This is a genomic window from Cellulomonas wangsupingiae, from assembly GCF_024508275.1.
Lineage (GTDB): Bacteria > Actinomycetota > Actinomycetes > Actinomycetales > Cellulomonadaceae > Cellulomonas > Cellulomonas wangsupingiae.
In genome coordinates this window covers 1,472,503-1,492,556 of sequence record NZ_CP101989.1, presented here as the reverse complement: position 1 = coordinate 1,492,556, position 20,054 = coordinate 1,472,503, and the positions used below count along the sequence as shown (strand labels likewise).

At 74.9% G+C, this 20,054-nt stretch carries 17 protein-coding genes; 8 read left to right on the top strand and 9 right to left on the bottom strand.

What is annotated here, in order from left to right; genetic code table 11:
* Positions 1-34: 34 nt before the first annotated feature.
* Together NP075_RS06965 and NP075_RS06960 are read left to right on the top strand one after the other, a co-directional pair.
* Positions 35-1,345: an O-acetylhomoserine aminocarboxypropyltransferase/cysteine synthase family protein gene (locus NP075_RS06965; protein ID WP_227564376.1), complete on the top strand. Its 1,311-nt coding sequence runs from the start codon at positions 35-37 to the stop codon at positions 1,343-1,345.
* Positions 1,342-1,833: a CoA-binding protein gene (locus NP075_RS06960; protein WP_227564377.1), complete on the top strand. Its 492-nt coding sequence runs from the start codon at positions 1,342-1,344 to the stop codon at positions 1,831-1,833. The genes NP075_RS06965 and NP075_RS06960 overlap by 4 nt, the downstream gene beginning before the upstream one ends.
* 34 nt (positions 1,834-1,867) lie before the next feature.
* On the opposite strand, the gene NP075_RS06955 is transcribed toward NP075_RS06960, so the two are convergent.
* The gene (locus NP075_RS06955; RefSeq protein ID WP_227564378.1) at positions 1,868-2,224 is read right to left on the bottom strand and encodes an MGMT family protein; all 357 of its coding nucleotides are present in this window, start codon (positions 2,222-2,224) and stop codon (positions 1,868-1,870) included.
* Between the two features lies 1 nt (position 2,225).
* Positions 2,226-3,296: a PP2C family protein-serine/threonine phosphatase gene (locus tag NP075_RS06950; protein ID WP_227564379.1), complete on the bottom strand. Its 1,071-nt coding sequence runs from the start codon at positions 3,294-3,296 to the stop codon at positions 2,226-2,228.
* Positions 3,297-3,379: 83 nt separating this feature from the next.
* Between NP075_RS06950 and NP075_RS06945 the strand changes: the two genes are divergently transcribed.
* Together NP075_RS06945 and NP075_RS06940 are read left to right on the top strand one after the other, a co-directional pair.
* Positions 3,380-4,627, top strand: a complete 1,248-nt coding sequence (locus tag NP075_RS06945) for a GNAT family N-acetyltransferase (RefSeq protein WP_227564380.1) — start codon at positions 3,380-3,382, stop codon at positions 4,625-4,627.
* Positions 4,628-4,866: 239 nt separating this feature from the next.
* Positions 4,867-6,114: a GNAT family N-acetyltransferase gene (locus tag NP075_RS06940; protein WP_227564381.1), complete on the top strand. Its 1,248-nt coding sequence runs from the start codon at positions 4,867-4,869 to the stop codon at positions 6,112-6,114.
* A gap of 25 nt (positions 6,115-6,139) precedes the next feature.
* Here the strand turns inward: NP075_RS06940 and NP075_RS06935 are convergent, their stop codons facing one another.
* A complete protein-coding gene (locus NP075_RS06935; RefSeq protein ID WP_227564382.1) occupies positions 6,140-6,592 on the bottom strand; it encodes a ribose-5-phosphate isomerase in 453 nt (150 codons plus the stop codon).
* 61 nt (positions 6,593-6,653) lie between these two features.
* On the opposite strand from NP075_RS06935, the gene NP075_RS06930 reads away from it, so the two are divergent.
* Positions 6,654-8,648, top strand: a complete 1,995-nt coding sequence (locus tag NP075_RS06930) for a M13 family metallopeptidase (protein ID WP_227564383.1) — start codon at positions 6,654-6,656, stop codon at positions 8,646-8,648.
* A gap of 61 nt (positions 8,649-8,709) precedes the next feature.
* On the opposite strand, the gene NP075_RS06925 is transcribed toward NP075_RS06930, so the two are convergent.
* Positions 8,710-9,246, bottom strand: coding sequence for a hypothetical protein (locus NP075_RS06925; RefSeq protein WP_227564387.1), 537 nt, complete (start codon positions 9,244-9,246; stop codon positions 8,710-8,712).
* Entirely contained in the window at positions 9,243-9,863 is a 621-nt protein-coding gene (locus NP075_RS06920; protein WP_227564388.1) for a mycothiol-dependent nitroreductase Rv2466c family protein, read from the bottom strand. The genes NP075_RS06925 and NP075_RS06920 overlap by 4 nt, the downstream gene beginning before the upstream one ends.
* Positions 9,864-10,090: 227 nt before the next feature.
* On the opposite strand from NP075_RS06920, the gene pepN reads away from it, so the two are divergent.
* Positions 10,091-12,697 (top strand): aminopeptidase N, encoded by a 2,607-nt coding sequence (gene pepN, locus NP075_RS06915; RefSeq protein WP_227564389.1) that lies wholly within the window; start codon positions 10,091-10,093, stop codon positions 12,695-12,697.
* A 102-nt stretch (positions 12,698-12,799) separates the two neighbouring features.
* Here the strand turns inward: pepN and NP075_RS06910 are convergent, their stop codons facing one another.
* Together NP075_RS06910 and malQ are read right to left on the bottom strand one after the other, a co-directional pair.
* A complete protein-coding gene (locus tag NP075_RS06910) occupies positions 12,800-13,342 on the bottom strand; it encodes a P-loop NTPase family protein (protein ID WP_227564390.1) in 543 nt (180 codons plus the stop codon).
* On the bottom strand, positions 13,339-15,465 hold the full coding sequence (gene malQ / locus NP075_RS06905; protein WP_227564391.1) for a 4-alpha-glucanotransferase: 2,127 nt from the start codon (positions 15,463-15,465) through the stop codon (positions 13,339-13,341). The genes NP075_RS06910 and malQ overlap by 4 nt, the downstream gene beginning before the upstream one ends.
* 284 nt (positions 15,466-15,749) lie before the next feature.
* Between malQ and NP075_RS06900 the strand changes: the two genes are divergently transcribed.
* Positions 15,750-17,975: a prolyl oligopeptidase family serine peptidase gene (locus tag NP075_RS06900; protein ID WP_227564392.1), complete on the top strand. Its 2,226-nt coding sequence runs from the start codon at positions 15,750-15,752 to the stop codon at positions 17,973-17,975.
* Positions 17,972-19,186, top strand: a complete 1,215-nt coding sequence (locus tag NP075_RS06895) for a mechanosensitive ion channel family protein (protein ID WP_227564393.1) — start codon at positions 17,972-17,974, stop codon at positions 19,184-19,186. Before NP075_RS06900 ends, NP075_RS06895 begins: the two co-directional genes overlap by 4 nt.
* A gap of 11 nt (positions 19,187-19,197) precedes the next feature.
* On the opposite strand, the gene NP075_RS06890 is transcribed toward NP075_RS06895, so the two are convergent.
* On the bottom strand, positions 19,198-19,665 hold the full coding sequence (locus NP075_RS06890; protein WP_256791625.1) for a PTS sugar transporter subunit IIA: 468 nt from the start codon (positions 19,663-19,665) through the stop codon (positions 19,198-19,200).
* Positions 19,666-19,679: 14 nt separating this feature from the next.
* Positions 19,680-19,910 carry a PTS sugar transporter subunit IIB gene (locus NP075_RS06885; protein WP_227564395.1) on the bottom strand — a complete coding sequence of 77 codons (231 nt, stop codon included), beginning with the start codon at positions 19,908-19,910 and terminating at the stop codon, positions 19,680-19,682.
* Positions 19,911-20,054 lie beyond the last annotated feature (144 nt).

Below are 20,054 nucleotides of genomic sequence, written 5' to 3'. Positions count from 1 at the left end.
CGACCGGCCGACCGCACCCCAGAACAGGAGCACCGTGAGCGAGCACCGCTTCGGCTTCCGCACCCGCGCGCTGCACGCCGGTGGCATCCCCGACGCCACCACCGGCGCACGCGCCGTGCCGATCTACCAGACGACGTCGTTCGTCTTCGACGACACCGCCGACGCCGCGAACCTCTTCGCGCTGCAGAAGTACGGCAACATCTACTCGCGCATCGGCAACCCCACGGTCGCGGCGTTCGAGGAGCGCATCGCGTCCCTCGAGGGCGGCATCGGCGCGGTCGCCACCGCATCCGGCATGGCCGCGGAGTTCCTCGTCTTCGCGGCGCTCGCCGGGGCGGGCGACCACCTCGTCGCCTCGGCGCAGCTGTACGGCGGCACGGTCACGCAGCTCGACGTCACGCTGCGGCGCTTCGGCGTCGAGACGACGTTCGTCGCCGGCACCGACCCGGCGGACTACGCCGCGGCGATCCGCCCGGAGACCAAGGCCGTCTACACCGAGGTCATCGCGAACCCGTCGGGCGAGATCGCCGACCTCGCCGGCCTGGCCGAGGTCGCGCACGCGGCCGGCGTTCCCCTGGTCGTCGACTCGACGCTCTCGACGCCGTACCTCGTGCGTCCCATCGAGCACGGCGCCGACATCGTCATCCACTCCGCGACCAAGTTCCTCGGCGGGCACGGCACGACGCTCGGCGGCGTGATCGTCGAGTCGGGCCGGTTCGACTGGGGCAACGGCCGCTTCCCCACGATGACCGAGCCCGTGCCGTCGTACGGCGGCGTGCGCTGGTGGGAGAACTTCGGCGAGTACGGGTTCCTCACCAAGCTGCGCTCGGAGCAGCTGCGTGACATCGGTCCCGCGCTGTCGCCGCAGTCGGCTTTCCAGCTCCTGCAGGGCGTCGAGACGCTCCCGCAGCGCATCGACGCGCACCTCGCCAACGCGCGCGAGGTCGCCGCCTGGCTGGAGTCCGACCCGCGCATCGCGCACGTCCTGTGGGCAGGCCTGCCGTCGCACCCGCACCACGAGCGCGCGCAGCGCTACCTGCCGCTGGGCCCGGGCTCGGTGTTCGCGTTCCGGCTGGCCCCGGCGGGCGACCTCGCCGGCCGCGAGGTCGGTCGGCGGTTCATCGAGGCGCTGCAGCTCGCGAGCCACCTGGCGAACGTGGGCGACGCCCGCACGCTGGTCATCCACCCGGCGTCCACGACGCACCAGCAGCTGTCCGCCGCCCAGCTCGAGACCGCGGGCGTCCCCGAGGACCTCGTGCGCCTGAGCGTGGGCATCGAGGACGCCGCCGACATCCTGTGGGACCTCGACCAGGCACTCACCACCGCGACGGGGGTCACCCGATGAGCACCGCACCGCGCACCTGGCAGGGTCCGTCCGCCCCCGAGCGGCTCGCGCTCCTGCGCGCCACCCGCTCCATCGCGATCGTCGGCGCCTCGGACAACCCGGCACGCGCGTCGTACTTCGTCGCGACGTACCTGCTGTCGAGCTCGCCGTACGACGTGTACTTCGTCAACCCGCGCGCCGAGCAGATCCTCGGCCGGCCCGTCTACCCCTCGCTCGACGCGCTGCCCGTGGTCCCCGACCTGGTCGACGTGTTCCGGCGCCACGACGACCTGCCGACCGTGCTCGACGAGACCGTGGCCGTGGGTGCGCGGACGCTGTGGCTGCAGCTCGGCTCGTGGCACGAGGACGTGGCCCGCCGCGGCGAGGAGGCCGGGCTCGACGTGGTGATGGACCGCTGCGTGAAGATCGAGCACGCCCGCTTCCACGGTGGGCTGCACCTCGCGGGGTTCGACACCGGGGTCGTCTCCTCGCGGCGCGCGCTGCGCTGAGCGCGCGCCCGGCGTCCCGACGCCGGGCGCCGCCTCACTCGTCGGGGAACCACACCGCCTGACGCACGCGGACCCGCAGCCCGTCCGTCGTCAGCGGCGTCCGCTCGGCGCGCAGGTGGGCGAGCGCGCGCGTCAGGTGGTGGGCCGGCGGGCTGCCCGACGCGTCGACGACGCGCCACCACGGCACGGCACCGCCGAGCGCCATCGCACGTCCGACCTGCCGGGGCCCGCCGCGCGCCGGGCGACCCGCCGCGGCGGCCCGGTCGGCCAGCACCTCCGCGACCAGGCCGTACGTCATGACCCTGCCGGCGGGGATCGTCGCGACCAGGTCGTGGACCTCGTCGGCGTAGTCGTCGTCGGCCGGGGCGCCGTCGCCCTCGTCGGCCCTCACGTCACAGCCGCCGCAGCACGACGACGGCCCGGTCGTCGTCCTCGCCGGCCCGCACGCCGGCCAGCACCTCGCGCGCACTGCCGGGCTGCGCGGCCACGACCGCCTCGACGACGCCGAGCAGCCGGTCGATGCCCTGGTCGACGTCACGGCCCGGCGCCTCGACCAGCCCGTCGGTGTACAGCACGATCACGTCGCCGGGCTCGAGCACGCCGACCGCGACCCCCGGGTGCATGTCCTCGACGACCCCGAGCGCCACGCCGCCGCGCGCGTCGAGGACCTCGATGCGCCCCGACCCCGCGTGCAGCACGGCCGGCGGCGGGTGGCCGGCCGTCGCCACCCGGTAGCGCCCCGTCGGCAGGTCCACTGCGAGGTGCGCCGCCGTCGCGAAGCCCTCGTCCCAGCCCTGGCTCAGCAGGTAGTCGTTGGCCGCCGGCAGGAACCGGTCGACGGGCAGCGCACCGAGCAGCCCTCCGAGCGCCCCCTGCAGCTGCAGGGCACGCACGCCGGCCGCCTGGCCCTTGCCCGACACGTCGACGAGCACCACCTCGTACGCGTCACCGCTGCGGTACGCCACGACGAAGTCGCCCGAGAACGCCGCGCCGTGGGCGGAGCGCACCACCGAGTCGGCACGCCACCGGGCGGGCAGCTCCGGCAGGCGCCCGCCGACGGCGAGACGGTCGCGCAGGTCGACGAGCATCAGGGCACCCGGGGCGCCCTGCAGACCGAGCCGCTCCCGCTCCACCCCGAACGTCACGACGGCGCCGCAGGCCAGCACGAGGACGGCGATCTGCCCCGGGTCGACCGCCGGGTCCGTCGCGAGCCCGGCAGTCAGGAGCACCACCAGGGCGACGAGGACCAGCAGGGCACGCCAGCGCAGCACGAAGGCGCCGACGAGCAGGAGCAGGACCAGCCCGGACGGCGCGAACCACTGCGCGCGCCACAGGGCGGCCGCCGTGTACAGGGCCGCCGCCAGGCACAGCGCCGCTCCGACGACCGGCTGCGGGCCCGCCGCCCACCCGGCCAGCAGGCGCCAGACCCAGCCGGAGGGCGCGGCGCGCGGGGAGGTGGTCACCCCCCGAGCGTAGGGGCGCCGATCGGCGCCGGGCGGAAGGAAAGACCGTGCGGCGCACCGTGCCGTGGCCCCAGGATGGCGCCATGAGCACCCTGCCTGCCGGCTACCGCACCGTCGACGTCCCCGCCGAGCGTCTCGCCGAGTTCCGTGGCACCGACCAGCTGGCGTTCGCGGGCACCCCGGATCCCGAGATCGAGAAGCTCCTGCCGTTCCCCATCCGGCAGGACCGCCTCATGGCGGTCGAAGGGCCCGACGGCGCGTTCGCGGCGGTGCACGGCTCGTACGACTTCGTCATGCCCGTGCCCGGCGGCGAGGTCGCGTGCTCGGGCCTGACGTGGGTCGCCGTGCGCCCCGACCACAGGCGGCGTGGCCTGCTGACGTCGATGATCAGGACGCACGTCGAGCGATCGCTCGACCGCGGCGAGCCGGTGTCGGCCCTGTTCGCGGCGGAGGCCGCGATCTACGGCCGGTTCGGCTACGGCAGCGCGGCCGACGACGTGCGGCTGACCCTCCCGCGCCGGGCCGCCCTGCGCCCCGTCGACGGGGCCGACGCCCTGACGGTGCACCTGGAGCGGGTGGACCAGGACCGGCACGGGGAGCTCGTCGAGGACCTGTACGTGCGCGCGGGCGACGGGCGGCCGGGGTGGATGCCCCGCGCGACCCCCGCGCTGCGCGCGCGGACCGTCGGCGACCCGCCTGCCTGGCGGCACGGCAACGAGCCGCTGCTGCTCGTGACCGTGCGGGACGGGGAGGAGGTGCGCGGTCTCGCGCTGTTCGCCCGCAAGGAGTCGTGGGGCGAGAGCGGTCCCGACTACACCGTGAAGGTGCGGCAGGCCTCGGCCCTGGACCCCGCCGCGACGTACCGCCTGTGGTCCTTCCTGCTCGACCTCGACCTGACGACGACGGTCGAGACCCCGATGCTCCCCGTGGACGACGCCCTGCTCCAGCTGCTGGTCACCCCGCGGCCCTCGCGGCGGCGCACCGCCGACAACCTGTGGGTGCGTCTGCTGGACCTGCCGGCGGCGCTGACCGCCCGGCGCTACGCCGCGCCGAGCGACGTCGTCCTGGAGGTGACGGACGCCCTGCTGCCCGCCAACGCCGGACGGTGGCGCCTCGCCGTCGACGCCTCGGGGACCGCCGACGTCTCGCGCACGGGTGCGGACGCCGACGTGCGGCTCGACGTGCGCGAGCTCGGTGCGCTGTACCTCGGCGGACGGTCGGCGACAGCCCTGGCGGCAGCCGGCCTCGTGCACGGCGAGCGCACCTCCCTCGACGGCCTGACCGCGACGTTCGGCTCGTCGCTGGCCCCCGTCTGCCCCTGGGTGTTCTAGGAGCAACCCGACGCGGCATCACGGGACGGTCACAAACCGGCACACCCTCTTGTCCCGACACTTAGTTCGGTTACGAAAGCTTCCCTCGGATGGCGACGACGACGACGAGCACGGCCTCGGGCTCGCCGAGGTCGCCCCGGGCCACTTCGTGGGCTGCTTCCGGATGGCGGCCGACGACCCGTGCCCCGGAGCCCGGGTGACCCTCGCGGACTGACGGTCGCCCGCGGCAGGATGGCGTGATGACCGATCCTGCCGTGGGCTACCGCACGCTCGTCGTCCCGCCCGAGCGCCTCCGCGAGTTCCGGGAGGTCGCGTCCCTGGCGTTCCCCATGCTCGGCGACCCGCTGCTCGACGACTCCCTGCCGTTCGCGCTGCCCGCGGGGCGGGCGGTCGCCGTCGAGTCGGCGGACGGGGCGATCGTCGCGACGCACGGGTCGTACCCGTTCACGCTGCCCGTCCCCGGCGGCACCGTGCCGTGCGCGGGGCTCACGTGGGTCGGCGTGCGCCCCGACCACCGGCGCCGCGGCCTCATGGCCTCGATGCTGCGCACCCACGTCGGACGGTCCCTCGAGCGCGGCGAGGTGGTGTCCGCGCTGTTCGCCGCGGAGGCGGCCATCTACGGCCGGTTCGGGTACGGCAGCGCCGCGGACGACGTCCGGCTCACGCTGCCGCGGCGTGCCGCGCTCCGGGACGTCGTCGGTTCCGCCGACCTCACGGTGGACCTCGTGCGCTTCGACGCAGCGGTGCACACCGCGACGGTCGAGGACCTGTACGTGCGCGCCGGTGCGGGACGCCCCGGGTGGCTGGCGCGCACCCCGCCGGAGCTGCTGACGCGGGTCCTGGCCGACCTGCCCGCGGCGCGCGGCGGCTACGAGCCGCTGCTGCTCGCGACCGTCCGGCGCGGCGACGACGTGCGCGGCGCCGCCCTGCTGGCGCGCCAGGAGCAGTGGGGCGCGAGCGGCCCCGAGTACCCCGTACGGGTCCGGCAGGCCTCCGCGCTGGACGCCGCCGCCACCCACCGGCTGTGGACGTTCCTGCTCGACCTCGACCTCACCGCGACGGTGTCGACGCCGGCCCTGGCGGTCGACGACCCGCTGCTGCACCTGCTGGAGGACCCGCGCCCGACGCAGCGGCACCTGGGCGACAACCTGTGGGTGCGGCTCCTCGACGTGCCCGCGGCCCTCGGTGCGCGGCGGTACGCCACGCCCGTGGACGTCGTGCTCGACCTGTCCGACACGCTGGTGCCCGCGAACGCCGGCCGCTGGCGGCTCGAGGTCGACGCCGCGGGCGCGGCGCAGGTCTCGCGCACCGACGCCCGGGGTGACCTGCGCCTGGACGTGCGCGAGCTCGGCGCGCTCTACCTGGGCGGGCGGTCGGCGTCCGCGCTGGCCGCGGCGGGGCTCGTCGACGGCGAGCGGGACGTCGTGGACCGCGTCACGGCGGCGTTCACGTCACCGCTCGCGCCGGTGTGCCCCTGGATCTTCTGAAGGACGCACCGGCGCGGCGACGCGGTCAGGCGCGCGCGGCCTCGTACGCGGCGAGCTGGTCGATGCGGCGCTGGTGGCGCGGGTTGCCGCTGAACGGCTCGGCGACGAACAGGTCGACCAGCTCGATCGCCTCGTCCACCGAGTGCTGCCGCGCGCCGATCGCGACGACGTTCGCGTCGTTGTGCTGCCGGCCCAGGCGGGCGGTGTCGGCGTTCCACGCCAGCGCGGCCCGCACCCCCGTCACCTTGTTCGCGGCGATCTGCTCGCCGTTGCCCGAGCCGCCGATGACGACGCCGAGGGACCCCGGGTCGGCCACGACGGCCTCCCCCGCGGCGAAGCAGAACGCCGGGTAGTCGTCCAGCTCGTCGTACTCGAAGGCCCCGTGGTCGACGACCTCGTGGTCGGCGGCCCGCAGGTGCTCGACGAGCGCGACCTTCAGCTCGTACCCGGCATGGTCGGCGGCGAGGTGGATGCGCATGTGCACATCCTGCCGCAGCGTCGGCACCCCGACGTCACCGGGAGTTCGTAGGCTGTCCGGCATGACGCGCAGCGGACTCCCCCTGGACGACCTCGACCCGGCCGTCCGGCCCCAGGACGACCTCGACGCCCACGTGAACGGCCGGTGGGCCGCCTCGTACGTGATCCCGCCGGACCGCGCGATGGACGGGCCCTTCCGCGCGCTGTACGACGAGGCCGAGAAGCAGGTGCTCGACATCATCACCGACGCCGCCGCCGCAGCGTCCGACGGTGCCGCCGACGGCGTCGAGGCGAAGATCGGCGCGCTCTACGCGAGCTTCATGGACACCGACGCCGTGGCCGCCGCGGGGGTCGAGTCGCTGCGCGAGGACCTCGCCCTCGTGGACGGCGCGACGACGCCGGCCGAGCTGACCGTCGCGCTCGGCACGCTGCAGCGCACGGGCGGGGCCTCGGTCGTCGACCTGTACGTCGACAACGACGCCAAGGACCCCGACACGTACGTCGTCCACCTCGTGCAGGGCGGCCTCGGCCTGCCGGACGAGGCGTACTACCGCGAGGACCAGCACGCCGGCGTGCGCGAGAAGTATCTGCCGCACGTCGCGCGCATGCTGCGGCTCGCGGAGCCCGTCTCGGGCGTCGTGGCGGCCGGTGACGCCGAGGACCTGGCGGCGCGCGTCGTCGCCCTCGAGACGCGCCTCGCGGCGCACCACTGGGACGTCGTCAAGGACCGCGACGCCGAGCTGACGTACAACGCGCTGACGCTGGCCGAGCTGGCCGAGCGCGCACCGGGGTTCGACTGGCGCTCCTGGGCCGAGGCGCTCGGCGCCCCGGCGGGTGCCCTCGACCGCCTCGTGGTGCGCGAGCCGTCGTTCGCGGAGGGTTTCGCGGCCCTGTGGGGCGAGGTCCCCCTCGCCGACTGGCAGGCGTGGGCCACGTACCACGTCGTCTCGTCGCGCGCCGCGTACCTGACCGACGAGCTGGTCGAGGCGAACTTCGACTTCTACGGGCGGACACTGTCCGGGGCGCCGGAGGTGCGCGACCGCTGGAAGCGCGGCGTGTCGCTCGTCCAGGGCGCGCTCGGCGAGGCCGTCGGCAAGGTGTACGTCGAGCGGCACTTCCCGCCGTCGCACAAGCAGCGCATGGACCGGCTCGTGGCGCACCTGGTCGAGGCGTACCGCGAGTCGATCACGTCGCTGGAGTGGATGGGCGAGGACACCCGTCGCCGGGCGCTGGACAAGCTCGACAAGTTCACGCCCAAGATCGGCTACCCCGTGCGGTGGCGCGACTACACGCCGCTCGTCGTGCGGGCGGACGACCTGGTGGGCAACGTGCGCCGCTCGCACGCGTTCGAGCTGGACCGCGAGCTGCACAAGATCGGCCGGCCGATCGACCGCGACGAGTGGTTCATGACCCCGCAGACCGTCAACGCGTACTACAACCCGGGCATGAACGAGATCGTCTTCCCCGCCGCGATCCTGCAGCCGCCCTTCTTCGACGCGGACGCGGACGACGCCGTCAACTACGGCGGCATCGGCGCCGTCATCGGTCACGAGATCGGGCACGGGTTCGACGACCAGGGCTCGAAGTACGACGGCGACGGACGCCTGGTCGACTGGTGGACCGCGGAGGACCGCGCCGAGTTCGAGCGCCGGACCAAGTCCCTGGTCGACCAGTACGCGCAGTACTCGCCCCGCCAGCTCCAGGGGAGCCACAAGGTCAACGGCGAGCTGACGGTCGGGGAGAACATCGGCGACCTCGGTGGGCTCGCCATCGCGGTCCGCGCGTACGAGATCGCCCTGGGCAAGCCGCTGGCCGAGGCACCCGTGCTGGACGGGCACACCGGGCTGCAGCGCCTGTTCATCGGCTGGGCGCACTCGTGGCGGACCAAGGGCCGCGACGAGGAGATCATCCGCCGTCTGGCCGTGGACCCGCACGCGCCCGACGAGTTCCGCTGCAACGGCGTCGTGCGCAACATCGACGAGTTCTACACGGCGTTCGACGTCCAGCCGACGGACGCCTTGTGGCTGGAGCCGGAGAACCGCGTCCGCATCTGGTGACCCGCGCGCGTGCGGCCCCGGGCTCCCCGGGGCCGCACGCAGGGACGTCGCGCGCACACCGTCAGGGCAGGGGCATCCACTGCGCGCGCGCGAGCCGGAACCCGACGCCCGCGGCGTCCGTGCAGGTGACGCCGTCCTCGCCGGACGCGCACGTGTAGTCCCCGACCGTCTCGCGCGCGCCGTACGCCAGCTGGGTGTCGGCGTCGACCTGCGGGATCCCGTCGTCCTCGCAGCGGAACCCGGCGCCCTCGGCGTCCAGCGCCATGACGTGCCCCGTCTCCGCCTCGCACCCCGGGACCATGGGGGTCGCGTAGGTGAAGCTGCGGATCGTGCAGACCACGCCCTCGACACTCATCTCGCACGCGATGTTGCCGCTCGGCAGCTCGAACGCGACCGGGTCCGCCGCCGCCCCGTCGGCGTCGGCCGTCGGCGTCGGTGCGGTGGCGACAGGCGTCGACCCCCCGCCGGTGTCCGGCGTACCGCGTCCCGGCAGCGTCACCGCCAGGACCACGACGAGCAGCACGACGAGCAGCACGTCGACCAGCACGAACAGGCGCATGCCGCGGCTCAGGCCCCGCAGCGGCCCCCAGCCGCTCACGCCTGCTGCAGCGCCGGGTGGTCGAACACCGGGCCCTGCGTGCGCGTGCGCTTGAGCTCGTAGAACCCGGGCACGCCGGTGACCAGCGCGAGACCGTCGAAAAGGCGGCCGGCGTCCTCCCCGTGCGGGGCGGGGGTGATCACGGGACCGAAGAACCCGACGCCGTCGATCGCGACGACCGGGGTCCCGACCTCGTCACCGACGAGGTCCATGGCGCGGGCGTGCGACGCGCGCAGCAGGTCGTCCACCTCGTCGGTCCCCGCCACGTCGGCCAGGCCGGCCGGCAGACCCACCTCCGCGAGGGACTCCGCGACGATCGCGGCGACGTCGCGGCGGCCCTGCGGGTGCCGGCGCGTGCCCATGGCGTCGTACAGCGGCTTGAGCACCTCGTCGCCGTGGTCGCGCGCCGCGGCGACGAGCACGCGCACGGGCCCCCACGACTCGTCCATGAGCCGCCGGTACTCGTCGGGCAGGTCACGGCCCTCGTTGAGGACGGACAGGCTCATGACGTGCCACCGCACCTCGACGTCCCGCACGCGGGTGACCTCGTCGATCCAGCGTGACGTCATCCACGCCCAGGGGCATGCGGGGTCGAACCAGAAGTCGACGACGGGCACACGGACTCCTCTCACAGACGGGTAGGGCCCGAGTGTGCCCGCTCGGGACGGCCGGTGCACATCCCGCCCCCGCGCCGCGTCGGAGCCCCGTGGCATGATCGTGCGGTCGCGCACGTGCGACACGGCAGCGCCCCGCGCCGGCCGACCCGACCCCGGTCGTCGCCGACCGCACGGCTGCCGCCCCCGCCCCACCGTGGCCACCGCCGCCGACCGATCGGAGAACGTCCGTGCCCGGAGAGAACCTCACCCGCGCGGAGGCGGCGGAGCGCGCCGCGCTCGTCCGCACCCACGCGTACGACGTCGAGCTGGACCTGACGACGGGCCCCACGACGTTCGCGTCCCGCTCGACGGTCCGGTTCTCGGCCACGCCGGGGGCGAGCACGTTCATCGACCTCATCGCGCCCACCGTGCACGAGGTGGTGCTCAACGGGCGCGCGCTGTCCCCCGCCGACGTCGTCGCCGACTCCCGCATCCGGCTCGACGACCTCGCCGCGGAGAACGAGCTGACCGTCGTCGCCGACTGCGCGTACATGAACACCGGCGAAGGGCTGCACCGGTTCGTCGACCCCGTCGACGACGAGGTGTACCTGTACAGCCAGTTCGAGGTGGCCGACTCCCGGCGCGTCTTCGCGGTGTTCGAGCAGCCCGACCTCAAGGCCGCCTTCACGTTCACGGTGACCGCGCCGGCGCACTGGACCGTGGTGTCGAACTACCCCCAGCTCGGTGAGCCGCAGCGTGTCGAGGGCGGGCGCAACCTCAACGGCGGCCGGGACGAGGGCACCGCCACGTGGCGTTTCGACACGACGCCGCCGATCTCCTCCTACATCACGGCGGTCGTCGCCGGTCCGTACCACGGCGAGCACGGCGAGCTGACGAGCAGCGACGGCCGCACCATCCCGCTGGGCGTGTACTGCCGGTCCTCGCTGGCCGAGCACCTGGACACCGACAACATCCTCGACATCACGCGCGCCGGGTTCGCGTTCTACGAGGAGCGCTTCGGCCACCCGTACCCGTTCGCCAAGTACGACCAGCTCTTCGTGCCCGAGTTCAACGCGGGCGCGATGGAGAACGCTGGCGCGGTGACGTTCCTGGAGTCGTACGTCTTCCGCTCCAAGGTGCCCGACGCGACCGTCGAGCGCCGCGCGGTGACGATCCTGCACGAGCTCGCGCACATGTGGTTCGGCGACCTGGTGACCATGCGCTGGTGGGACGACCTGTGGCTGAACGAGTCGTTCGCGGAGTACGCGTCGACGCTCGCCACGGCCGAGGCGACGCGGTGGACGAGCGCGTGGACCACGTTCTCCTCGCTCGAGAAGTCGTGGGCGTACCGCCAGGACCAGCTGCCCTCGACGCACCCGATCGTCGCGGACATGCGCGACCTGGAGGACGTCGAGGTCAACTTCGACGGCATCACGTACGCCAAGGGCGCCTCGGTGCTCAAGCAGCTCGTGGCGTGGGTCGGCCAGGACGAGTTCTTCGCCGGCGTGCGCTCGTACTTCGCCAAGCACGCGTGGGGCAACACCCAGCTGCGCGACCTGCTGACCGAGCTCGAGGCCACGAGCGGACGCGACCTGTCCGCGTGGTCCGCGCTGTGGCTGGAGCAGGCCGGCGTCACGCTGCTGCGCCCCGAGATCGAGGTCGACGCCGACGGCGTCGTCACGTCGTTCGCCGTGCTGCAGGAGGTCCCCGCCGAGCACCCGGTGCAGCGTCCGCACCGCCTCGCCGTCGGCGGCTACGACCTGCAGGGCGAGGGCGACGACGCGCGCCTGGTGCGCACCGTGCACGTCGAGCTCGACATCGACGGACCGCGCACCGAGGTGCCCGAGCTCGTCGGGGTGCGGCAGCCCGCGCTGCTGCTGGTCAACGACGACGACCTCGCCTACGCCAAGGTGCGGCTCGACCCGCAGTCGCTCGCGACCTCCGTCGCGCACCTGGACAAGTTCACCGACTCGCTGCCCCGGACCCTGGTCTGGAGCGCCGCGTGGGACGCGACCCGGGACGGCGAGACCTCGGCACGCGACTTCGTCGACCTCGTCCTCGGCAACATCGCGCACGAGACGGACTCCTCGGTCATCCTCGTGCTGCTGCGCCAGCTGACCACCGCGCTCGACCTGTACGTGGCGCCCGAGCACCGCGAGGCCACCGCCACGGCGGCGGCCGACCGGCTCCTCGCGCTCGCCGAGGCGGCGCGCGCCGGCTCGGACCAGCAGCTGCAGCTCCTCAAGGCCTTCGCCGCCCGGGCACGGACCGACGCCCAGCTCGACGTCGTCACCGAGGTGCTCGACGGGCGCCGCACGCTCCAGGGCCTGTCGGTCGACACCGACCTGCGGTGGGAGCTGCTCACCGCCCTGGTGGCCGGCGGCCGCGCGGGCGACGCCGACGTCGCGGCGCAGCAGGCCGCCGACGCGACGGCCACGGGGCAGCGGGCCGCCGCCGCCGCACGGGCCGCCGTCCCGACCGCCGAGGCCAAGGAGCGTGCGTGGGCCGCCGTCGTCACCGACGACGACCTGCCGAACGCGCTGCAGGCCGCGACGATCAGCGGGTTCGGGCGCGTGCACGACACGGCGCTGCTCGTGCCGTGGGTGGAGCCGTACTTCGCCGAGCTCGAGCGGGTCTGGGCGGACAAGACCAACGAGATGGCCCAGAACGTCGTCGTCGGGCTCTACCCGACGGCGCTCGCCGACAACCCGCAGGTCGACGTGCTGGGCACCACCGACGCGTGGCTCGCCGGGCACCCCGACGCCCCCGCCGCGTTGCGGCGGCTCGTGGTCGAGTCCCGCGACGGGGTGCGTCGTGCACTCGCCGCGCAGGAGGCGGACCGCGCGCGCGGCTGACATGACGCCGACGGCCGGGCACGCAGGTGCCCGGCCGTCGGCGTGTCCACCGACCGGTCGCTGACCGGCGTCAGCAGACCCCGGCCGGCTGGCGGACCCCGGTCAGCGGGCGGAGCCACGCTCCACCGCGCGCAGCCACGCCTCAGCCTGCCGCGGGCCGCGCAGCCGCACCATCCGCGGGTCGTCCGCGCGTGCGGCGTACCTCGCGGCGACGCGGCGGTGCGAGGTCCAGGACCACAGCACGATGTTCTGGTCCGGGTCGAGGTGCAGCAGGTTCGCCAGGCTCTCGCGGTTGCCGTGCCACAGCTCCTCGCGCAGGATCCCGCGCCGCAGGGCGCGCCGGACCACCCGGGCCATCACGGTGCGCCGCGGGTGGTCCAGCCAGACCACGGCGTCCGCCCCGTCGAGCAGGTCACCGAGCTGCGATTCCCAGTTGCCGTCGGCCACCCAGGCCGGGCCGGCGGTCCGCGCCCGCAGGTCCGCGTGCGCCTCGGCGAGGTCGCGCTTCACCCAGCCCGGCCCCCAGAAGACCTCGTCGAGCTCGACGTGCGGCGCGCCCAGCGCGCGGGCGAGGCGCCGCGCGAACGTGGTCTTGCCGGACCCGGAGGTCCCGACCACCCGCACGCGGCGCAGCGGCTGCGTCACTGGCCCATCGCGTCGGCGAGCGACTGCGCGCGGGCGCTGGTGAACAGGTCCTCCAGCAGCACGAGCCGCCCGGTGCCGTCCGCGAGCGGCACCTTCCAGTTCGGGTACTCCTGGTCCGTCCCCGGCTGGTTCTGCGCCCGACGCTCCCCCACGGCGTCGGCCAGCGAGACCCCCAGGAGCACGGACGGCGTCGCGCGGATCCACCGGTGCAGCGCCTCGACGGTCTCGCGCTCGGACGGGTCGTGGCCCAGCAGGCCGCGCTCCTGCAGGGCGTCGAGCATGTGGTCACGCTCGGCCGCCGCCTGGGCGCGCACCTCCGCCACCGGCTTGGACAGCAGGCCCAGCCGGTCGCGCAGGGTGACGTGCTCACCGGCGAGGTACCCCGCCGTCGGCGGCAGGTCGTGGGTCGTGACGGTCGCGAGCACGAGCTCGCGGTAGTCCTCGGGCGGCCGGGGGCGGCCGTCGTGCAGCTGCTCGAACCACAGCACGGAGGTGCCGAGGATGCCGCGCTCGGCCAGGTAGTCCCGCACCCACGGCTCCACGGTGCCGAGGTCCTCGCCGATGACGACGGCACCCGCACGGTGCGCCTCGAGCGCGAGGATCCCGACGAGCGCGTCGTGGTCGTAGCGCACGTACGCGCCGTCCTTGGCGCTGTTGCCCGCGGGCACCCACCACAGGCGGAAGAGCCCCAGCACGTGGTCGATCCGGATCGCGCCCGCGTGCCGCAGCACCGTGCGCAGCATGTCGCGGTAGGGGCGGTACGCCGCGCGGGCGAGCCCTTCGGGGTGCCACGGCGGCTGCGACCAGTCCTGGCCCTGCTGGTTGTACATGTCGGGCGGCGCGCCGACGGACGCACCGGTGGCGAGCACGTCGCGCAGCGCCCAGGCGTCCGCGCCCTCGGCGTGCACCCCCACGGCCAGGTCGTGCATGATGCCGAGGGCCATGCCGCCGTCGCGGGCGACGCGCTGGGCGTGCTCCAGCTGCTCGTCGGCCACCCACTGCAGCCACGACCAGAACTCCACCCGGTCGGCCAACTCGACGGCGGCCGCGGCGACGGCGTCCGACATCGGGTCGCGCAGGTCGTCCGACCAGCCGGCCGGCGGGCCGTGACGCTCGACGAGCGCGCACCACAGCGCGAACTCGCGCAGTCCCTCGCCCTCCTCCTCGACGAACGCGTCGAGCTCCGCCTGCCGTGCCGGCGAGCGCGGGTGCGCGAACACCACCTCGAGGGCGGCACGCTTCGCCGCCCACACGGCGTCACGGTCGAGGGGGCCCGGGTCGGTGTCGAGGCTCAGGACCGGTTCGGCGGCCCACTCGACGAGCGCACGGTCGGCGGCCGACAGGTAGGCCGTCTCCCGCACGTCCTCGACGCGGACGTACAGCGGGTTGACGAACCGCCGGGTCGTCGGCAGGTACGGGCTGGGCGTGAGCGGCTCGACGGGCTCGGCGGCGTGCAGCGGGTTGATCAGCAGGAAGTCGGCGCCCCAGCGGTGCGCCGCCAGCCAGCCCAGCTCGGCGAGGTCGGCGAGGTCGCCCACGCCCCACGACGTGCGGGAGCGCACGGAGTACAGCTGCGCCATGACGCCCCACACGCCGCCGGTCCGCAGCCGCTCGGGCAGCTCGAGGCGCTGCGGGGTCACGACGACGGGGCTGTGGGCGTGGGCGCTGGGCCCCTCCGCGCGGATCTCGTGCCAGCCGAGCGGCAGGTCGTCCGGCAGCGCGAAGGTCGCGCGCCCGACGAGGCGCCCGTCGACGGCGCGCGGCTCGACCACGACGTCGACCTGGGTGACCTCGCGGCGTCCGCCCCCGGCCTCGGGGTCCAGCTCGAGCCATACCTCCACGGGGTCGCCGTGCGTGACGTGCACCGGGACCTGCGCGGAGGTGCCCTCCCGCAGGACGACGACGGGAGGCAGCACGCGCCGCCACGGCATGTTCTCGACGTGCGCCAGGGCCAGCGTGATGCGTTCCGGTGACGACGCGTCGACGCCGAGGGCGGCGAGCACCCGGACCACCGTCTCGTCGCTCGCCTCGTGGTCATGGCCGTCGTGGCCGCGGTAGCGGGGCACGACGTCGTACGCGGCCGCGAGCCGCCACAGGTCGTCGTGAGTCGTCGTCTCTGGCACCCCTCGATCCTGCCAGAGGGCGACCCGCACGGCTCGACGCGGGGCCCAGGGCGCACCGGCGACCGGCGTGACGCGAGCGACGGACCGTCGACAGGGCGCGCACGGTGCCGGGCGGGCACGTCGGTCCGCCGTCCGCCCACCCCCCGACCGACGGTCTCGTGGTGGTCGCGCGCGACCGGGACGGGCGACGGCCGCCCGCCGCACGGTGCGCCCGACGGCGGCGTCACCGCACCGTCGCAGGTTCCGCACCGGGTGACCACGCGGGGCACGTAGCCTGGGGCGTCGTGACGACCGAGTCCCTCCCCGGTGCCGTGCCGGGCCCCGCCGCCAGCCCTGCTCCCTACCCGCCCGCACCGCGCAGCGACCTCGTCGAGGATCTGCACGGGCACCGCGTCGCCGACCCGTACCGGACCCTCGAGGACGTCGACGACGAGCGCACGCAGGCGTGGTCACGCGCGCAGGACGACCTGTACGCCGCGTACCGCACGCGCCTGGGCGACGCCGCCGAGGGCACGCCGTTCGCCGGCGAGGTGCTCCAGGAGCGGCTCCGCGCGCTGCTCGGCGCCGGCTTCGTCGGTGCGCCCGCGTGGCGCGGCGACCGGCGCTTCTTCTCCCGCCGCGCGGGTGAGCAGGAGCACGCCGTCGTCGTGGTCGCCGAGCCCGACGGCGCGGGCGGCGAGCGCGAGCGCGTCCTCGTCGACCCCCTGGCGCTCGACGCGGCCGGCACGACGACGCTCGACGCGTGGCAGCCGTCGAAGGAGGGGCACCTGCTCGCGTACCAGGTGTCGCACGGCGGGACCGAGGAGAGCGTGCTGCACGTCCTCGACGTCGCGACGGGCGAGCTCGTCGACGGCCCGATCGACCGTGCGCGCTACTCCCCCGTCGCCTGGCTGCCCGGCGGTGACGCCTTCTACTACGTCCGACGGCTGGCGCCCGACCTCGTCCCTGCCGACGAGCAGCAGTACCACCGCAGGGTCTGGCTGCACCGCGTCGGCACGTCCCCCGAGCGCGACGTCGAGGTCTTCGGCGCGGGCCTCGACATGACGAGCTACTACGGCGTGCAGGTCAGCCGCGACGGGCGCTGGCTCCTGGTGTCCGCGTCGGCGGGGACCGCACCGCGCACGGACGTGTGGATCGCCGACCTCACGGCCCCCGGCGCGCAGGACGCCCCGACGTTCACGGAGGTCGCCGTCGGGCTGGACGCCGAGGTCGGCGCGTGGGTGGGTCGCGACGGCCGGCTGTACGTCCACACCGACCTCGACGCCCCACGCGGCCGGCTGGCCGTGACCGATCCGACGTCGCCCGGAGTCGAGCACTGGGTGACCCTCCTGCCGCAGGACGACGTCGCGGTGCTCGAGGACGTCGCGTTCGTCGACGACGGCGACCCGGCGGCCCCGACGGCGCTCCTCGCCGCATGGCGCCGGCACGCCGTCAGCGAGGTCACCGTCCACGACCCGCGCACGGGCAGGCGGACGGGCGAGGTCCCGCTGCCGGGCCTGGGGTCGATCTCCGGCCTGGTGACGCGGCCGGAGGGCGGCGCGTCGGTGTGGTTCTCCTACACCGACCACGTCACGGTGCCGCACGTCCACCGGTACGACGCCACCACGGGTGAGGTCACGGTGTGGGCGTCGCCCCCCGGCGCGCTGCCGGACGTGCCCGCCGTGCACACCCGCCAGATCGAGGTCACCAGCGCCGACGGGACGACCGTGCGGGCGTTCGTGCTGGCCCGGGCGGACCGCGTCGACGCCGACGGCCGCCCGCTGGCACCCGCGCCGACCGTCCTCTACGGCTACGGCGGCTTCCAGATCAGCCTCGACCCCGCGTACTCGGCGACCACGCTCGCGTGGGTCGAGGCCGGCGGCGTGTACGTCGTGGCGAACCTGCGCGGCGGCGGCGAGGAGGGCGAGGACTGGCACCGCGCGGGGATGCGCGCGCACAAGCAGAACGTGTTCGACGACTTCCACGCCGTCGCCGAGCGCCTCGTGGCCGACGGCTGGACGACGCCCGGCACGCTCGCGTGCTGGGGCGGGTCCAACGGCGGCCTGCTCGTCGGCGCGGCGGTCACGCAGCGCCCCGACCTGTGGGCGGCGGCGGTCTGCTCGGCACCGCTGCTCGACATGGTGCGCTACCAGCGCTTCGGCCTGGGCGTGACGTGGACCGAGGAGTACGGCGACGCCGACGACCCCGAGGAGCTCGGCTGGCTGCTCGGCTACTCGCCGTACCACCGCGTCGTCGACGGCACCGCGTACCCGGCCGTGCTGTTCACGGTCTTCGAGGGCGACTCGCGCGTCGACCCGCTGCACGCGCGCAAGCTCGCGGCGGCGCTGCAGGCCGCGACGTCGTCCGACCCGGACGAGCGGCCGGTGCTCGTGCGCCGCGAGATCGGCGTCGGGCACGGGGCGCGCGCGCTGTCGCGCACGGTCGCGCTGTCCGCCGAGCAGCTGCAGTTCGTCGCGGAGCGCACAGGCCTGCTCGCGCAGGACGTGCTGCCGGCCGGGAGCGCGGCATGAGGGCGCTGACGGCGACCCCCGGGGCGTCGGACGACGCGACCCCTCCCGCGCTCACCCCGAAGGGCCGGCCGCTGTCCGAGTGGCTCGCCGAGTGGGGCGACTGGTTCGTCGGCGTGCCGCTGCGCATCGTGCTCATCGTCGTCATCAGCTCGATCGTCCTGCTGCTGCTGCGCCACGGCATCTCCCGCATCGCGCGGCACGTGGCCGAGGGCGAGCCCGCCATCGAGCGCGGCGTCCTGCGCCCGCTCGGCCGCTCCGAGGTCGGGTCGGTGCTGCTCAAGGCGAACCCGCTGGCGACGGCCCGACGCGCGCAGCGCGCGCAGACCGTCGGGTCGGTGCTGCGCTCGACCGCGTCGATCGTCGTGTGGTCGATCGCCGTGTTCCTCGTGCTCGACAACCTGGGCGTCAACCTCGCCCCGTTCATCGCGTCCGCGGGGATCGTGGGCGTCGCGGTCGGCTTCGGTGCGCAGAGCCTGGTCAAGGACTTCTTCTCGGGCCTGTTCATGCTGCTGGAGGACCAGTACGGCGTGGGCGACGTCGTCGACGTCGGCCCCGCGACGGGCACGGTCGAGGCCGTCGGGCTGCGGGTCACCAAGGTCCGCGACGACGACGGCACCCTCTGGTACGTCCCGAACGGCTCGATGGTGCGCGTCGGCAACAAGACGCAGGGCTACAGCACGGCCGTCGTCGAGGTCGACGTCGACTACTTCGTCGACCTCGACGAGGCCCGCCAGCTGCTCGCCCAGGCGGCGCGCACCGTCGCGGCCGACCCCGTGGTCGGCGCCTACCTCCAGGGTGAGCCGACGGTCACGGGCGCCGAGAAGCTCGCGGCCGACGCCGTGGGCCTGCGCCTGTCGGTCCGGACCGCGCCGGCGATGCAGTGGGAGGTCGCCCGGCACCTGCGCGTGGCCGTGCGCCGCGCGCTGGAGGACGCCGGCGTCCCGCTCGCCGGGCAGCGCGACGCGCTCGTCGCGCACCAGGAGCGCACGGGAGTGATCGCGCCGACCACCGACACCGCACCGGGTGACGCCGACACGTCGGGCTCGCCGGGCGACGCCGACACGTCGGGGACCGGCGCCGACGCAGGTGCGCAGGACTCCCGTCCGGCGGAGCCGCAGGACCCCGCCGACCCCGCGGCGCGCGACCCGCACGACACCCCGGTGCACGACGCGGTGGAGCGACGGGACCCGCCGCCTCCGGCGCACGCCTGACGCCCGTCCGGTCAGCCGGCCGTCCACTCGACGACCGGCTGACCGGCGGAGACGTGCTCGCCGTCGGCGGCGAGCTGCGTCAGGTCGTGCGGGTCGCCCTGCAGCGCCACGACGGGGCACATGACCGACAGCCCGGCGGCCGCGACGTCGACCGGTGACCACGTCAGCACCCGGTCCCCCGCGCGGACCCGCTGCCCGCGCTCGACGTGCAGCTCGAACCCCTGCCCCGCGAGGCTCACGGTGTCGATGCCCACGTGCACGAGGACCGCGCGGCCGTCGGCCGTCTCGAGCGCGAACGCGTGCGGGTGCAGCGCGCCCACGACACCGTCGCACGGCGCCAGGACGTCCTGCCGGCCGGTGCGGTCGGGGTCGATCGCGAGGCCCGGCCCGACCATCTGCTGGGCGAACACGGGGTCCGGCACGGCCGTCAGCGGGCGCAGCGTGCCCGGCACCGGGCTCGCGAGCCGCAGCACACCCACGGCGCTCGTCGCCGTCAGCGCAGGTGGTCGAGCTCGGCGGCGAGGTTGTCCGCCTCGGGGCCGACGATGACCTGCACGATGCGGCCCGAGCGCACGACGCCGAACGCGCCGCTCGCCTTCAGCGCCGGCTCGTCGACCAGCTCCGTGTCACCGACCTCGACCCGCAGGCGCGTGATGCACGGCTCGAGGTCGACGACGTTCGCCACCCCGCCCAGTGCGGCCAGGATCTGCTCTGCCTTGCTCAATGGGCTCTCCCCGGGTCTCGTCACCGGCACGCGCGGGTCGTCAGCGGGAGGTCCACCCGCCCGTCGGCCCCACCGGTCGCGTGCGTCGGTGACCCCCAGGTTACCGCCGGGCGGCGCGGCGTCGCCCCGGTGTCCACCGCCGTG